18 protein-coding genes are annotated in these 17057 nt (G+C 39.6%); 1 reads left to right on the forward strand and 17 read right to left on the reverse strand.

Annotated elements, in window-relative coordinates; translation table 11 throughout:
• Positions 1 to 69 precede the first annotated feature (69 nt).
• From ACXAHI_RS08050 to ACXAHI_RS08060, 3 genes are all read right to left on the reverse strand, one after another.
• Entirely contained in the window at positions 70 to 879 is an 810-nt protein-coding gene (locus tag ACXAHI_RS08050; protein ID WP_474847088.1) for a PP2C family serine/threonine-protein phosphatase, read from the reverse strand.
• Between the two features lie 182 nt (positions 880 to 1061).
• On the reverse strand, positions 1062 to 1889 hold the full coding sequence (locus tag ACXAHI_RS08055) for an STAS domain-containing protein (protein WP_474847089.1): 828 nt from the start codon (positions 1887 to 1889) through the stop codon (positions 1062 to 1064).
• Between the two features lie 241 nt (positions 1890 to 2130).
• A complete protein-coding gene (locus ACXAHI_RS08060; protein ID WP_474847090.1) occupies positions 2131 to 2622 on the reverse strand; it encodes a DUF4306 domain-containing protein in 492 nt (163 codons plus the stop codon).
• A 377-nt stretch (positions 2623 to 2999) separates the two neighbouring features.
• On the opposite strand from ACXAHI_RS08060, the gene ACXAHI_RS08065 reads away from it, so the two are divergent.
• Positions 3000 to 4202, forward strand: coding sequence for an iron-containing alcohol dehydrogenase (locus tag ACXAHI_RS08065; RefSeq protein WP_474847091.1), 1203 nt, complete (start codon positions 3000 to 3002; stop codon positions 4200 to 4202).
• 391 nt (positions 4203 to 4593) lie between these two features.
• Here ACXAHI_RS08065 and ACXAHI_RS08070 read toward each other — a convergent pair whose 3' ends face one another.
• From ACXAHI_RS08070 to ACXAHI_RS08135, 14 genes are all read right to left on the reverse strand, one after another.
• Positions 4594 to 4776 carry a hypothetical protein gene (locus ACXAHI_RS08070; RefSeq protein WP_474847092.1) on the reverse strand — a complete coding sequence of 61 codons (183 nt, stop codon included), beginning with the start codon at positions 4774 to 4776 and terminating at the stop codon, positions 4594 to 4596.
• A gap of 945 nt (positions 4777 to 5721) precedes the next feature.
• Complete coding sequence (chrA, locus tag ACXAHI_RS08075) at positions 5722 to 6915, reverse strand: chromate efflux transporter (protein WP_474847093.1); 1194 nt, start codon at positions 6913 to 6915, stop codon at positions 5722 to 5724.
• A gap of 15 nt (positions 6916 to 6930) precedes the next feature.
• Positions 6931 to 7236 (reverse strand): PadR family transcriptional regulator, encoded by a 306-nt coding sequence (locus ACXAHI_RS08080; protein ID WP_474847094.1) that lies wholly within the window; start codon positions 7234 to 7236, stop codon positions 6931 to 6933.
• Between the two features lie 219 nt (positions 7237 to 7455).
• Positions 7456 to 7893 (reverse strand): hypothetical protein, encoded by a 438-nt coding sequence (locus ACXAHI_RS08085; protein WP_474847095.1) that lies wholly within the window; start codon positions 7891 to 7893, stop codon positions 7456 to 7458.
• Between the two features lie 143 nt (positions 7894 to 8036).
• Positions 8037 to 8687, reverse strand: a complete 651-nt coding sequence (locus ACXAHI_RS08090; RefSeq protein WP_270179724.1) for a YczE/YyaS/YitT family protein — start codon at positions 8685 to 8687, stop codon at positions 8037 to 8039.
• A gap of 152 nt (positions 8688 to 8839) precedes the next feature.
• Entirely contained in the window at positions 8840 to 9394 is a 555-nt protein-coding gene (locus ACXAHI_RS08095; protein ID WP_474847096.1) for a hypothetical protein, read from the reverse strand.
• An 86-nt stretch (positions 9395 to 9480) separates the two neighbouring features.
• Positions 9481 to 10980 carry a class I adenylate-forming enzyme family protein gene (locus ACXAHI_RS08100; RefSeq protein WP_474847097.1) on the reverse strand — a complete coding sequence of 500 codons (1500 nt, stop codon included), beginning with the start codon at positions 10978 to 10980 and terminating at the stop codon, positions 9481 to 9483.
• A gap of 35 nt (positions 10981 to 11015) precedes the next feature.
• On the reverse strand, positions 11016 to 11756 hold the full coding sequence (gene fabG, locus ACXAHI_RS08105) for a 3-oxoacyl-ACP reductase FabG (protein WP_474847098.1): 741 nt from the start codon (positions 11754 to 11756) through the stop codon (positions 11016 to 11018).
• A gap of 10 nt (positions 11757 to 11766) precedes the next feature.
• Complete coding sequence (gene phaZ, locus ACXAHI_RS08110) at positions 11767 to 12666, reverse strand: intracellular short-chain-length polyhydroxyalkanoate depolymerase (protein WP_474847099.1); 900 nt, start codon at positions 12664 to 12666, stop codon at positions 11767 to 11769.
• Positions 12666 to 13685, reverse strand: coding sequence for a 3-oxoacyl-ACP synthase (locus ACXAHI_RS08115; RefSeq protein ID WP_474847100.1), 1020 nt, complete (start codon positions 13683 to 13685; stop codon positions 12666 to 12668). The genes phaZ and ACXAHI_RS08115 overlap by 1 nt, the downstream gene beginning before the upstream one ends.
• An 8-nt stretch (positions 13686 to 13693) precedes the next feature.
• Positions 13694 to 14695: a branched-chain amino acid ABC transporter permease gene (locus tag ACXAHI_RS08120; RefSeq protein ID WP_474847101.1), complete on the reverse strand. Its 1002-nt coding sequence runs from the start codon at positions 14693 to 14695 to the stop codon at positions 13694 to 13696.
• Between the two features lie 4 nt (positions 14696 to 14699).
• Positions 14700 to 15560 (reverse strand): branched-chain amino acid ABC transporter permease, encoded by an 861-nt coding sequence (locus ACXAHI_RS08125; protein ID WP_270179730.1) that lies wholly within the window; start codon positions 15558 to 15560, stop codon positions 14700 to 14702.
• 15 nt (positions 15561 to 15575) lie between these two features.
• On the reverse strand, positions 15576 to 16283 hold the full coding sequence (locus ACXAHI_RS08130; RefSeq protein ID WP_474847102.1) for an ABC transporter ATP-binding protein: 708 nt from the start codon (positions 16281 to 16283) through the stop codon (positions 15576 to 15578).
• Positions 16267 to 17031: an ABC transporter ATP-binding protein gene (locus ACXAHI_RS08135; protein WP_474847103.1), complete on the reverse strand. Its 765-nt coding sequence runs from the start codon at positions 17029 to 17031 to the stop codon at positions 16267 to 16269. The genes ACXAHI_RS08130 and ACXAHI_RS08135 overlap by 17 nt, the downstream gene beginning before the upstream one ends.
• Positions 17032 to 17057 lie beyond the last annotated feature (26 nt).

A 17057-nucleotide genomic window follows, 5' to 3' on the forward strand; every position in this document is an offset into this window, starting at 1 on the left:
GGGAATAGTTCCAGGATTTTATAGTTGGCACTAAGGAATGAGCTCTCGTTATCTACAAGATAAAGGTGTTCACAGATCACTTGGATGTGTTACTTCATCAGTAACCATTACGTCCCAAGAAATAATGGTTGTACTATCTCTAACACGATTCTTCTTGATTATTTCTAATAATCTTGTCATTCCCTTATCAATCTGTGAACCGCTCATCATATCATAAATATTTTTAGGAACAGAGAATGGTTCGTTAGGGCATTCAAGCAGTCCGTCAGTTGTTAAGAATATACGATTTATCCCTTTTCTTAATTCTCTTACACCGCTACTATAACAAGGAATAACTTGATCAAATGTATTAACCTGGCCAATCCACTCATAAAACTGACGTTGATTTAGTTGATACTGACCTAGACGAGCAAGTTCAGGATGAAAAACAAACGAAAGGCAATCACCGATTGAGAACCACCACACATACTTTTCTTTTCTTAAGACGATTAAACAGGCTGTTTCACCCTGCACGTTTTTGCAATCCTTAAGAAACGTTTCCTCTAGGAATAGATTTAGCATTGTATCATGTAGTCTTTTCATTGATTGTTCGGCTGTGAGCGATAATACTTGCTGTAGCTCTGCTTTCCACCTCAAAAATTGCTCTACTACTAATTCTGCACTTTCGGCTGTATTATGCGCATCTAAAATAACAGTAAATTCCCACTCAGCTTCTTCATCAACCCAGATCAAACAACCATCTTCGTTCTTATACTGACCAGCTTCAGAATTCCCACCAAAACGCCCTATAGATATGTGCTCTATACGATTAACACTAATGTTATCTACGAAATTAGATTGACTTCCAATCCAACTATATTCACGAATGATTTTTTCCAATTTGACGACGCTCCATATAGAAATTTTATTGATTACAAAAGCTGAAGCAAGTTTACTATATTAACGAAACAAAATACGCATGGTTTTACTCGACCAGCGCTTTAACACTACTATTTCACCCACTTTGAGAAGGAGGGTTACATAAGAATTTACCTGTATAAAATCGAACTTTAAAGCTACCATTAAGCAGTAAAATATTGTCTCAATGCCTGCTGTAAAGTTCCTAAAGTTTTAATCTCCTCATTCAATTTAATCCCAAGCTCCGTTACTTTCATTACGACTAGCTTTCTTAATCCGGTTATGACAGTGGTACACCCCATGAGTGAAGCTCCATCTACAATTTGAACCAAACGGTAAATATCATCACGACTGATATCCGCAATGCCAGATAAGTCCATAATTAATGTTTGGATACGCATTTCGCTAATTGCAGTTAATACTTTCTCCTCAAGAATTTCAGTTCTCTGTGCATCAATTGTTCCGATTAAAGGGAGAATGCTTACTGACTCGTTGATTGGAATGATTGGCACTGATAGGTTTTCAACTTGTTCCTTTTGTGCACTAATAAGTGAATCTTTGTATTCCGTATAACTAATGAAGAAGGAATTTAGGAAGTGGTCCACTCGGTTGTTTATTTGCTTTTCCATTTCAAAAAAATCAATATTAGTATCATCACGTTCCATTTCCGTATACTTTTGAAAGTATACCCATAAAGTTCGTCGTATTGCTTGCACCCATTCTAATTTAAACGAGATTGCTAGAGAATGCGTAGCCCAAGCAATTCCTTCTTTTACCGCAAAAGCATGAAGATCGTGATCATTTTCTTCAATGATATAAACAACGAGTGTATGAGCATTTGTAACAAGGTCAATATTGCAAACTCTTAGTATTTCATTAATTTTATTTTTAACATTAACCGCTTCTTGGAGTAGCGTTTCTGTAAAGGATTGACTGTTCGCTTCAAAGAAATCCAGGAAATGAAATGAATCTTTATACGTGAGCGTTTGCATTTGGCCTCTCCTCCTCGATTAAGTTTTATTTCCAAAAGAGGAAGCGACAAAGGTAACGTATAATGTTGAGATGTCCACTCCTGCTGTTTACCTTCCTCTCCTTAATGAGTGACACCATTTGTTAAACTAGAACTCTAACAAACCAGTTATTAAGCCTATCATAAAAAGGTTTACTGTGATTTACACTTATTCTTATAGTTTCGATAAAGATAAAAAATTCCCTCTAACTAATTCTTTCGGACTAGTTTCTAGCCAAAGTCGTTATTAGGTCGTTGGTCACATAATTTACTCTCACCCTTAGAACAACTGCAATAAAAAGGTTTAGGATTCCAGTCACCACAAAAAACCATGTAAACAAATTAAGACCCATTGTTGGTGATTCCACAATTAACAGACTCATCACTAATAAACCTCCACCTAGAGCACTATGAAAGATCACCAATAGATTCAAATTAAATCGCAGTAAATTCCATGCAATTAATGTCATTAAATAAAGAAGACTTATAGTAAATAGTAAGGGATACACTGGTTTAAATTTCGCAGCATAAATAAAATGATCTAAACCTGAAATATCACTTTCTACAATGACTTTGCCATTTATCATTTTTGAAAATATAGCTGAATAACCCCATTCCCAAGGCTTATCCCTAAGTTCGCTACCTTCATACCATGTTACAAAACCCGAAAAAATCACCATAAAAACTGAGATGATATACTGTATAATGTAGACCATAAACACTTTTCCTCCTATTCAAAACAAACATACTTACCTACTAGATTGTGCATTTACCGTTCTCTTGTTAAACGAATTATAATAGATAAATGTTCAATTTCTTCAGACCAAAAAAACCCCTTATTTTGTTTACGGCAACTGCCATGTAATAAACTTACACAAATAAGATTGTAACCCTTTCTAATTAAACGTAGTTTCTATTAGCGGTATTATACTAACCAAAGCATCCTACCTATACCAGCATAATCTTCAGTTTCAAGTTTTAGGGCACTTCAAACTATCATTTATCTAATTTCACTAGTAATTGGATTTTTCTTTAGAAACTAAGAAAGAAGAGCAAGAATCCGAAGAGAGTCGAAAGAAGAGAGGTTTTTCAAATGATAAAACTGTATGCTCGTAGTTATCAACGAATTCTCCGAATTTTATCACCTGCTATGCCCTGGCGAGTACCGGATCTATTAGAAGGAGAAAATAGTGTACTTAACCTTTCTACTAAGTTAACAGAAAAAGGGGTTAAAAATGTACTCATTGTAACGGATGCTGGAATCACAAAAATTGGGTTGATGGAGCCTCTACTACAAAAGTTGAATGATGCAGGAATTCTTTACACAATCTACGATAAAACTGTATCAAATCCAACGATTCAGAATGTTGAAGAAGCACGCGAAGTGTATGAAATCAAGGGGTGCGAGGGCTTCATTGCCTTCGGTGGAGGTTCTTCTATCGATTGTGCAAAAGCTATTGCTGCGCGTATATCACGTCCCAATAAGTCAGTTACAGAACTTAAAGGTGTCCTTAGAGTACGCAAGAAGATTCCACCATTTTTTGCAGTACCAACGACTGCAGGTACAGGTAGTGAAGGAACGTTAGCAGCCGTCATCTCAAATAAAGAAACACATGAGAAGTTTGCGATTAGCGATCATGCCCTCATTCCACATGTAGCTGTTTTAGATCCGCTATTGACCATCGGCTTACCAAAACATATTACATCGATGACTGGAATGGATGCTTTGACACACGCTGTTGAAGCGTATATTGGGAAAAGTACAACAGCTGAAACGCGCAGCTATTGCATAAAAGCTGTGAAGCTGATTTTCGAGAATTTATATGAAGCGTATGAGAATGGAAGTAATGTTGAAGCACGTAAACAAATGCAGCAAGCATCTTATTTTGCTGGCCTCGCATTTACGCGCTCATATGTAGGGTATGTTCACTCCATTGCACATACGCTAAGTGGATTTTACGATGTCCCGCATGGTTTAGCAAACGCAGTCATTATGCCACACGTGCTTAGATATTATGGAGACGCAGTGCAACATTCGTTAGCAGAGCTTGCAGATGTAGTCGGAATCGGTAAAGGAGAATCCTTACAGCGAAAAGCCAACTTGTTTATTGAAGCGATTGAAGAAATGAATGCGAAGATGGATATCCCGAATAAAATTGAGGGAATGTTAGATCAAGACTTTCCGAAAATGATTAAGCATGCACAAGCGGAAACAATTCCTTTATACCCTGTACCAAAACTTTTGAAGAACGATGAGTTATTTTATCTCTATCAAGTTATCCAAGGTACTACATAAATCAAAGGAAACGAGAGACTTATAGAAAATAGATATTTACCGCTACTAAACCCATTACTGAAAAACTATATATCATCCAAGCAATTCTTCTATTACCTTTAGAAAGTTCTTTGTTTCTCAACGCTCTCAATTGTTTGTACGTCAGAAATATAAACACAAAAAGCGAGAACAACAGAAGTTCATTCACTCTCTTCACCCTTCTCTTTGTCGTTCTAACTTAAACCCAATAGAGCGCTTACCATTCATTCAGTAAGTGCTCCTTTTTACTTGTGAACTTGAAGTGTATGGTTAAAAATGATCACTACTTCTCAATTTTTTGCCCGATATTCTCTAATCTTTAGTCGCTGTAACTGGATGATCTCTTTCTTTAAACCCTTCTATTAAAGGCTTCTTATTTAGTTAGTTTAGTAGGGTTCTCGACCTTTGTAGAAATTACCTCTCCACACCCTAAACAAAAAGTATAAACTTTTTGTAAGGCCTTCATTGAAAACTTCTTGTTTATTGGTCTAATGGGCATATGGTCTGTACCCTTATCAAACTCTACTCCACCGCATTCTGGGCATCTTCTCTCCATAACATTACCCCTCCTAAAAACTACTATATGTTCCTTATAAAAGAGTATATCCTCAAGTGGGCTATTTTGATTAAGAACTATACATGAATGAAGTCCTTCTTATATAAACTACGACTACAACTTCATTAAGTTTCAAACTGCAACTCTTTTTAATTGGTCCACTTTCCCCTAGTACAAACAAACTAAGATTTTCTTTCAGGGTTTACCACTAGTTATGTAATTCGAAAAATGACCAATAAACATCAAAATAAAAAAGCTAAACAACATAAGTGTGTTCGATCCAATTAGCCAATAGTTTTTTATCAACGCTGCAGAAACTATACCAACCGGAGCCATAATAAATGTTAGCAACCAAAAAGGACTTGCAACTTGGAACACTATGTTTGGAATCCAAACACTCACACTCAACACCAAGCTAGAAACAGCCAGTATTCTTAATCGTTTTTCTTTGTTCATATAATCCACCATTCTTTACCTCGAACTTTTAATTAAACAACACTGCATTAATATAAGCAAAAAAGCGTGGGCCTAGATTAATAATCTATAAGTAATATCTCACAATTCTATTTGGGTAAGATAATAAGCTTTTGGCTATTTCAGATGATCGGAATTGATATATTTTTTTAATATACTTGGATTTACGAACCGTATTGAAACTACCTCCCCACAATTTAAACAGACAGTCAGTTCTTTTTCGTATTCTGGTACTTTAACAAATATATCTCCTTCACATCTTTTGCAGTTTTGCATCTCCTATTTCCCCATCTTTCATTTAATTATTTGTACTTTAATATTTGTCTAACGTTTCAATACCAATTATTTCAAATTACAACATTCAACTCAATCTTTTTTTCATAAAAAGAGAGCTTACCTAATCAAAGGTAAGCTCATGGAGAAGATTTGACTTCAACATAATAGATCTTGCATTCAACCTTCTATTCCTTTTTAGAAACCTAATAAATTCAGAATAACTCCTCCAACTACACCTAAAATAACGATAAGCCACGCTGGCACTTTCCAAATCGTTAACAAAGCAAATAAGATAGCACCTAAAGCAAAATCAGAACCGTCAAAGATGGAACTTTCAATGACTGGATCATAGAAAGCCGCCAATAGAATCCCTACCACACTGGCGTTAACTCCCATTAATATGCCTTGGAAAGAAGCCCGCTTACGTAATTCACTTAAGAACGGTAATGCTCCAATAATAAGTAGAAAAGATGGTAGGAAAATAGCTATGGTAGCGACAACTGCTCCCGTTACCCCATCCATCATCGTCCCGAGATAACTAGAAAAAGTAAACAATGGGCCCGGAACGGCCTGTGCCATACCATACCCTGCTAAGAACTCATCTGGAGACAGAAGGCCTTGAGGGACAAGCTCTCGTTCGATCATAGGCAATACTACATGACCGCCACCAAAGACTAAGGAACCTACTCTGAAGAAGATATCAAAAATATCCAGTAACGGGTTGTTAACTGCTTTCGCAAGGATAGGCAGGGAAATAAGAGAAATTGCTAAAACAGTTAACGAAATAATACCTGTCTTCTTCGAGATATTAACGGAGAAAGGCTCAATCTTTGATTCTGCTTTATTTTTAAACAAAGTCAAGCCTACCATTCCAGCTGCTAAGATGATGATGATCTGAACCCATGCGGAAGGATACAGCAACATAATGAGGGCAGCAGCAAGTGCAATGGCCATTCTGCTTTTATCTGGTGTAAGTTTTTTACCTAAGCCAATTAGGGCGTGTAGGACAACAGCGGCTGCGACTATTTTAAGACTATGAATAAAGCCCGCATCAGCCAAAGTAAAGTTTTGATAGAGTAATGCGAAAATGACAAGAACAATAACGGAAGGAAGCGTAAAACCGAAAAAGGAAGTAATTCCACCAAGGATTCCCCCACGTAATATTCCTATAGAAATTCCAACCTGACTACTTGCCGGACCAGGAAGAAATTGACATAACGCGATCAAGTCTGCATAGGTTTTCTCATTTAACCACTTTCGTCGATCGATATATTCATCTTTAAAATAAGCAAGGTGCGCGACCGGCCCACCAAATGAAGTTAATCCTAGTTTTGTAGATGTAAATAAGATTTCTATAAGAGTTTGTATCTTATTCTTCTTTTGACTCAATTCGTTCTCTCCTAATCATTTAATTTCTTTAAAGAGTTCAAAGGCTTTAGCTCGAGCTTCCTGAAGGACAGAATCTCCCTTGTCAGTAATCCGATAGTACTTTCTAATCTTTCCATTCACGTTGATATCTTCCCGATCCAGCAGCAGGTCCTTTTCCATATTGTGCAGGATAGGATATAGGGTGCCAGCACTAATTTCATACCCGTGTTCATGCAGCTCTTCCAACATCCAAGACCCATAAATCGCTTCTTCTTTCGCATGGTGCAAGATATGAATTTGTATGAAGCCTAAGAAAAGTTTTCTCAATACTTTATTATCCAAGTAGTACCTCCTCATCAAGAATGCCAATATCGAAAATCGATATTGATTTTCGGAATCATTATAAATCATCCACTTTGAATAAGCAATTTCACTCCTTAGAATTTACACTAACTTAATAAAATCACTTTAAACACACTATCAAAAAGGTTAGACACGAAAAAATCACACCTGTAAATGAGGTGTGATTTCTTAGCTTGATCTTAAATCCACTTTTTAAACTTATCTAGCCTTCTTATAAACGAATGCGAGAATGAGTGAAAACATAAGATGTGTTCCTAGATTCATCATTTGCCCGGATGTAAACGCCTGTCCGATCATCGTTCCCATTCCCATCATCGCTGGCATCACGAGAAGAGGACCAATAATCCAAATCGCAATACCGTGAACAACACCGAGAAGGTAGGTTTTCGATGTGAGTACTGCTGCTGCACCAAATCCCAGTGCAAAGACAATACTGATCGCCATGTGAACGATCCAACCGACTGCTACACTCTCACTTCCCATCAATCCTGCGACCATGCCCATACGACCCATCATCTGCATAAGAATACCGAAAATGATTCCAGCTACAATTCCACCAACCAATGATGCTTTTAAAGATTTTGCGAAAGATGGTCTGACTTCGGAGACAGTTTTAGCTGTTGCTACTTCAGACATTGAACCTCACATCCTTTCATTTGATACTTTTATCATAAAACAATTAGAAATCAATAACTGTAAGCACGATTACAAAAGTAAAGAATATTCAGATTTAATACATTCAAAAAAACTAGAATCCGATTAAGAATTCTAGTTTCATGTTAATGCGATGATTCCTTTACAAATGGTGTTCCTCTATTACTGTCGTAAGAAAGGATAGCTGCGAGAAGCCACTTACATTGTGGCAATGCATACCCGATCACTTTACCCAATAATAGGGCGATCACAATACTTCCAATCCCCACAGGGCCACCTAATGCCCAACCTGCTAATAGGACAGTCACTTCTATTCCATTTCGTACCCAGTCAATTCGCCATCCTGTTTTTTCAACAAGAAGCAGCATAATTCCATCCCTTGGACCGGCACCTAATCCAGACGCAACATAAACTCCAATTCCATAACCAAGCACTAGTAATCCAATCAAGAAGAATATTGCTTGAGAAAGAAGTGATACAGGATCAGGTAATATGAATAGGAAAAGGTCTATAAAGATACCTAGAAGAAGCATATTGAGTAAAGCGCCTGACTTTGGTAATTTCCTCGTATATAAAGAAGTGAAGCCTAATAGGATGAACCCAGTGATGATGGACCATGTTCCAATCGTTAATCCAAATTGTGTATATAATCCATAATGAAAAACGTCCCATGGACCAATGCCAAAAGCTTTCCCTTTAATCGTCATCGCAATCCCTAACCCAAGAATAGCTAATCCTATAAAGAAAAAGCTCCACCTTATCAATCGTTCACGCATGAGGGTTCCTCCTTTCAATCTCGTTATCAAACTATCAAACCTCACAAACTATATCATAGGAAAGAAAACATAAAAACCACCCGGGAAACTAGGGTTTTTCCATAAAAAAAAAGCAACTCTATGCATAGTAGAGATTACTTTTTATTAGGTAATTATATTCGATTTATGCGTCGTTTTAGTATGTATAACACAAGTATGATAACGATGAGTGTTGAAATCATCCAGATGATCCAATCGCTGTCTTTCTCGCCCAACGGCTCCTCAACCTCGACTGATGGCGTGACTCCTCCACCTAAAGCCAGTAGATCTCCCCCTGCTTCAGATAACGCTACTGTTCGGGTGCAGAAATTCGTTTCGATGGACCCCTCTCGTTCATATCCGTATACTAAATATCCTTTCCCCTCTTCGAACTCATATCCGCAGCTTGCCGAACTTCTTGCTGTTGAAACGAGTACCCTCGATCGGTCGAGATTTTTATACGTTGTTTCAACTTGAAATGAAACTGAAACCGGATCTGCAGTGGACTCCGTAAACAACCCTTTGTTTTCATCAATTCCTTTCACCACTCCAGAGAAAATGACGGTATTCGGTTCTTCCAAAACTTCTTTTACACTTGGTTTTTCACAAGAACATGCAAATGCAGTGTTTTCAGGAACTAGATTCATAAGTAAACCGAGCATCATGATTAATAACGCTACTTTCTTCACGCTTCTCCTCCTTTCGCTATACAAGTCTATGCGGTCAACCAAAGAAAACGAACCCAATTTGGGTCCGTTTCATATATGATATCTTATCACACGTCCATGTTTGTTACGTTCACTTGATTACAGGCTTGTTGTACGAGCTTAACTCGATCGATCTTACCTACAGACGTTTTTGGCAGCTCTTTTGTTACGTTGATTTCCATGGGAACTTTATATGCAGCAAGTGATTGCTTTAAAAATGCCTTTAGAAGATCAATATCTACCTGAGAATGTGATGAGATATAAGCAACTGATTTTTGTCCCCATTTTTCATCTTCAATGCCTATGACTGCTGCTTCATCAACCGCTGGGTATCGAAGCAAGGCATTCTCGATTTCAACTGGATAGATGTTCTCACCACCTGAAATGATCATTTCTTTCTTTCTGCCAACAATGTAATAATCGCCATCTTGATCTCGCTTCGCCATATCTCCAGTATGAAGCCAACCATTTTGTACTGCTTTTCTCGTAGCATCTTCATTACGAAAATACTCTTTAAACATATGGTTTCCCTTAATAAGTAATTCTCCGACTTCTCCTACGCTAGCTTCCTCACCTTTATCAGTGACGATTTTCACTTCGTTAAATAACATCGCTTTTCCAACTGAACCTCTTTTAGCAGCAGAATCTCTTGGATGAATATAAAAGTTGTTAGGACCTGCTTCCGTTAATCCGTAACCTTCTTTAAACGCGAGTCCCCGCTCAGAAAACTTTTCGTAAATATACTCTGGGCAAGGTGCTCCACCTGACAAGAAGACATCAACTGAATCTAGGGATATACGATCAAAAATAGGTTCTGTCACAATCATATGGTACATAGTGGGAACAAACAGAACAATCGTGCACTTGAAGTCATGCAATAAAGTTATTGCAGCACCTGGTGAAAACTTGTCTGCAACGATCACGGTTCCTCCGGCCATTAATATCGGGATCGAGAGCGCGTTGAGCCCTCCTGTATGAAACATAGGCAGATAGGTTAACGTCGTATCTTTTTGCGTTAACCCCCAACTCATCACGGTATTAAATGCATTCCAGTTAACCGACCGATATGATAAGACAGCACCTTTTGATTTTCCTGTGGTTCCACCTGTATAGATCATCATCCACGGGTCATCTTCGGTCACTTCTGTGAGAGATAAGGGGCATATTCCATCCATTACCATCGCTTGCTCAAATGAGATGCATAGCAGCATATGATCTACACATAACTTTGCAAGTTCTTTCGTATGACGATCGAAAATGAGGAGGGAAGGATCAGAATCCTCAATCAACTCAGCAATTTCCTTATTAGAAAGACGCCAGTTTAGTGGAACAAATACTGATCCAGTTTTTCTACAAGCAAATAACAAAGCAAACATGTCGAGTGAGTTATGGGAGAGCACCAGAACCCGATCACCTTTCCCCACATCGTTCTTTTGTAAAAACGCCGCCAGCTGTATAGCTTTATCATTCAACTGCTTATACGTCCATTCTTCACGTGAAACACCATCGATTAACGCGCAATCATCTGGGAATAGATTTGCTCGTTTTTCCATCCAATCCAATTCCACTTCGCTTCATCCCTCCCAACCGTAAGCATGAGACTTTACATCATAATACCGCCATCTACATGAAGCGCCGTTCCATTAATGTAATCCGCTTCTTCACTCGCCAGAAACAAGTATGCATTTGCGATGTCCTCTGGTTTACCAAGACGCTTTACAGGCACCATCGCAACCATTTTTTCGATTACTTTCTCCGGCACTGCGGCAACCATAGTTGTTTCAGTAAAGCCTGGAACCACGGCATTCACGTTAATGCCTTTGCCACCCAATTCTTTTGCCCATGTCTTGGTCATTCCTACGACAGCTGCTTTTGAAGCAGCATAATTCGTTTGACCAACATTTCCATACACACCGCTAACAGAAGAGGTATTGATGATCTTTCCTTTACCCTGTTTTACCATATAAGGTACAGTAGCCTGCGTGCAGTAGAAAACACCATTCACATTAACATCCATCACGTTCTTAAACGCTTCACCGCTCATTTTGTGCAGCATACTGTCTTTTGTAATGCCGGCATTATTAATTAAGATATCGATTGTTCCGTTTACCTCGGCGATCTCGTTTATCGTCCTTTGTACTTCATCTTCCTTCGATACATCAAGCTGATAAAACGTAACACGGTATCCTTCAGCTTGTAATTCCTCCGCTTTTTGCTTGCCAATTTCCTCTTGTAAATCTAGCATAGCAACGCGCGCGCCTTCTTTGGCAAAACGTTCCGTCGCAGCTAAACCAATACCGCTCGCTCCTCCCGTAATGACAGCCACCTTATCTTGCAACCTCATAATACTCCTCCTAGTTCTCTAAAAAGTCAGTAATAATATTCGTAAGCTGATCACAATCATCGATGAATGGAGAGTGACCGGATGCAGACAACTCCTTGTACGTTGAATTCGTACCAAGGTCTTCGACGATTTCTTCTGTCATTTCTTTTGAGATAACAAGATCTCGTTCTCCACGCAAAACGAGAACAGGGATACGTATGAGATTTGCCTGATTTGTTCCTTCAGTTAACCCATTTGTCACACTACTAATATTGAATGTATTTAATGCATGGTAAACATCAGCAAGATTTCGCTGTGTCATCATATCATCTACATAAGCTTCATAACGCTTCTCTTCAGGCTGATTGTGGGTGTAGATAAGAGAGTTCCAAATCGTTTTTAGAAGCGCTCGATTGCCCGTATCATAGGCCTGTTGAATCGGGATCGTTCTCATCGGATCTTTTTCTATATCGTCAACTGTTTTCAGCCTTTGGTTAAGATCTGGCGTCCCGTCAGAATGCGTCCCAAAGAAAGGATAACCCCTTGTTGAAGCAGAAGAAATGAGGACGATCTTATCGCAATATCCAGGGTACTGCGCTTCAAACTGCATGCAAACGGCTCCGCCAGTGGACCAGCCGATCATCGTAAAATCGTTTAATCCTAGCTCATCTACAAAGAATTTAAGATCTTGAGCAAAGTCCTCTATTCCCTCAACTCTTTTGTTATAAGAAGATTCGCCAAACCCTCTCATATCGATCGCAACCAGCGTATAAGAAGCAGGAAATGTTTCGAAGAAAAGATCCCAATGTTTTGAAGATGTCATATTACCATGAACGAGTAAGATTGTTTTTTCTCCTCCATCTCGTTTTCGATATCCCATCACTTCTCCATTAGGAAGGCTGACTTTCTGAACAGTTGGTATTGTAATCATTAAATTTCCTCCTCGTTTCCCCATATTATCGTTGTTGCTCCCCATGCATAACCAATTCCTGCAGATACTAGCACGACTACATCACCTGCTTTAATCTTTCCTTGTGCTTCAGCTAGCTTCAGCGATAAAATCTGATCGATTTGTCCGATGTGTCCATATTCCTCCAAGTAAATCGAATGTTCTTCGGTGAGACCAAGCTCACTTAGGACATAATCGTGTGCAGATCGTTTCATATGAAGCATCGCAACATAATCGATGTCAGATTCCTTTTTTCCACTTTTATAAAGTGAATTTCGAATAACTGATAAGAAATTATCCATTGATTTTTGTTCGAGCCTTTTCTTCATCCCAACCGGATCATTAACATCTAATCGATAGGTACCGAGTTCTAATTCTCTAACCGTAATCGGATTCTTCGTACCACCCGCGGTTACAAAAACATCTTCAGAGAAAGAACCATCGGTCATGACGTGCGACTCCATAAGCCGATTTTTCTTATAGCCTTTTTGTAAAATGAGTGCACCTCCACCAGCCCCCAGATTAAACATAAAGCGCGTGCGTGCGTTCGAGTAATCGATAAGATCTCCATTTCGATATCCACCCGCAAGAAGGACAGTCGTGATTTCTTCATCTGTTAGCATCAAGCTTTTAGCAAGTTTCAGAGCCATAATGGTCGTGCCACACCGCAACGCAGCATCGAACCCCCACGCGTGATGTGCTCCGAGGGCATCCTGCGTCTTAAGAGCTGCCGTCCAGAGAGGGTACTCTTTGTACTCTTCTCCAATGTAGATGACAAGGTCGATGTCTTTTCCCCTCATACCCGCTTCCTTTAAAGCTCTTTCCGCAGCATAAATCCCCATCTCACATGTATGATCATCATCTCCTGGAACTGCTTTTCTCTTAATGCCTAACTTTGTTTCTACTACATCTACTGGTAAGCCTGCTTTTTCAGCAATTTCTACCCCTGTAATATACGAATCTGGAATATAAACACCTGAACTTACAATTCCAATCGTCATGCGTTCACCTACCCTGCCATTCGCTTATTCTTATTTTCAGTCTTCACCTTCGTTTTCCGCTTTTTCCACCTCATCTCTTTAAGCGATCCAACGATGCCTTTTGGAAAGAACATCACCGCTAAGATATATAAGATTCCAAAGAAGATAATCCATCTCTCAAAAATGGCATAAGATTTTCCTAGCTCAGATAACCAGTGATGAGAAACCTCGATGATCGCCGCACCAATAATTGGACCGATCAACGTTCCAACTCCTCCAAGAATCGTCATCAAAAGGGCATCTAGCGTAACATCGAGTGCGAACACACTCGTATTTACAAAACGAAGTGACATCACGTACAACGAACCTGAGAGACTTGCGATCATACCTGCAACAACACTTGAGATAAGCTTGTAGTGAATTGTGTGAAAGCCAAGCGACTGCGTTCGTGCTTCATTTTCACGAACCGCTACGAGCACTTTACCCATCGGCGAATTTGTAAGCCTAAGCAAGATGAAGAAAACTGCGACCATGAGAATTAAACAAATCATATAAAATGAAAGACGATCTCTCATTATGTCCGGCACTCGAAATGTAAACCCATCGTTTCCTAGAGTGAGAGAGCGCCATTTTTCAGCTACTACAAGAAATAATCCCGCAAGTGCAAGTGTTAACATCGCATAAAAATGATTGCTGAGCCTTAATGTCAGTAAACCAACGAAGTAACTAACGATTGAGGCGATGAGCATACCTACTGCAATGGAAATAAGAAGTGAAAGCATCGTCGGTTCGAATCGACTCAACAACACTCCCGTAGAATACGCACCAATTCCAAAGAACATCGCATGCCCAAACGAAACGATCCCAGTGTAACCGAGCAGTAGATCATAGCTCATCGCAAAAATTGCTAGAATAAAGATCTGAGTGAGTAATATCATAAGGCTTCTAGAGTCATTCACAAACGGAAATACAATGAGAACTGCACTACATATGAGTATCCATACAGGACTTTTGTTCAGTTGCCTTAACATTTACTCACCCCTTTGCACCGAATAGACCTTGTGGTTTAACAACGAGCACGACAGCCATCAGCAGCATATTTACTGCGAGAGAAAGGTCAGGAACATAATACGTCATGAAAGCTCCTGAAAGGCCGATCAACATCGCTGCAAAAAGCGAGCCAACAAAATTCCCCATTCCACCAATTACGACAACGATAAAGGCAAGGATAGCAAAGTCCATCCCCATCTCGGCATAAATAACGCCGGAATATGGAGCTAAAAGCACACCACCAAGAGCTGCCATCGCAGATCCAATCATGAAAACAAGCATGAATACTTTTTTAATGTTGATTCCAAGGGCCTGCACCATCTCTTTGTTCATAACACCCGCTCTTACTGTAAGACCGATTTTAGTGTTCTTTAGAACATAATGAACGAGCGCAAACACGAGTACACCGATAAGAATGATAAATGCACGATACTTAATGATGACAACATCACCTAGTTGCCAGCTTCCTGATAAATAATCGGGTGGTGACGCTACGATCTGATTTGGTCCGAATACGACCTTCAACATTTCCGATAGAACAAGCATCAGTCCGAGTGTGATAAGGATTTGTTGGACATGATTCCCATACACTGGCTGAATAATGAACCGTTCCGTTACATAGCCGAGGATAATCCCAGTTAATAGTGCACCAACGATCGCCATAACAAAACTTCCAGTCATGCCGTACACCCACACGCCACTATATGCTCCCCAGGCAAACAAGCCACCGTGGGCAAAGTTCAATACATCCATAAGACCAAAGATGAGCGTTAACCCTGCTGCTAGTAGAAAGATCAGCATACCTGTCGCAAGTCCATTAATCATTAAATTTAGCAAAAGATCCACCTTTTCACCTCATTTCTATGCGATACCGAGATACTTACGCTTTAACTCTTCATTGTCTGCGAGTTCCTGCATGTTTCCAGATTCAACACTTCTTCCATCATCGATAATGTAGTACGTATCACCAACACCCATCGCCATTCTGAAATTTTGTTCGACCAGGACGATCGTCGTCTCATCCTTCATTTCCATAATCGATTCCATCACTTTTTCAACAACAATCGGAGCAAGCCCCTTACTAGGTTCATCGATAAGTAATAATTCATTTTCATTCAGGTAAGCTCTCGCAATCGATAGCATTTGCTTTTGCCCTCCGCTCAAGTACCCACCTTGTTTTTTCCAATAGGTTTTCAAGTCAGGGAAAAGCGTAAGCATCTTATCCAAACGGTTAAGCGTCGCTTCATCCTGTTTCTGCATTGCAATCTTCATGTTCTCTTCCACCGTCAATTCGCCAAAAATCCCCTGATCTTCTGGCACAAATCCGATTCCTCTATTTGCGATTTGATAGGTTGCAAGCTTTGATATATTCGTTCCGTTAAGCATGATTTGACCCTCAGTAATAGGCGTAAGGCCCATGATTGAACGAAGAGACGTTGTTTTACCAGCGCCGTTTCTACCAAGTAGAACCGTCACTTCTCCTTTTTTCACCTGAAAAGAAACACCTTGGAGGATATGGTACTGCCCTATATAGGTTTGGATATCATTCACCTCAAGCAGTGTGGTCATCGTATAAGCCTCCTAAGTACGCATTCTGCACTGTTTCATTATTCATAATCTCGTGTGGGGTGCCTTCCGCGAGCAATCTGCCATTAAAGAGGACGATGATTCGGTCTGAAAGATTCATAATCATATCCATCTTGTGTTCGATGAGTAGAATCGTCCGATCACCTGATGATTTAATATCTTCAATTATCTTCAATATCGCAGGCACTTCCTCTAGTGACATGCCGGCTGTCGGCTCATCGAGCAGGAGCAGCTCCGTCTTTAATGCTAACAACATTGCAATTTCTAACTTTCGCTTTTCACCATGTGCTAGGTTACTCGCAAGAGCGTCTGCTTGTTTCGCCATCATCACTTGATCTAGTAAGTCGTACGCTTCTTCCGTCATTTTCTTATAACCTCGGAAATGCCTGAGCATTTGGTATCGAACTCCAGCCTGTGACTGAACGGCTAGACGTACATTCTCCAAAACTGTTAAATTAGGGAACACATTCGTAATCTGGAAAGAGCGGCCAATCCCTTTTCGAGTTCGGACGGTAGGAGATTGGCTCGAAATGTCCTCTCCCTTCAATAGAACACTTCCTTTGGTCGGCTTCAGCTGCCCACTCAATAAATTGAACAACGTTGTTTTACCAGCTCCGTTTGGTCCGATGATGGATGTGAACGACTTCTCCTCAATGGTAAGATCGACCGAGTTTACTGCGATCTGCCCGCCAAATGCGATCGTTAAATCTTGAACTTCCAATATACTCATGTACTAACCTCCTAACATACATAGAA

This window comes from Anaerobacillus sp. ABD4_527, from assembly GCF_056160805.1.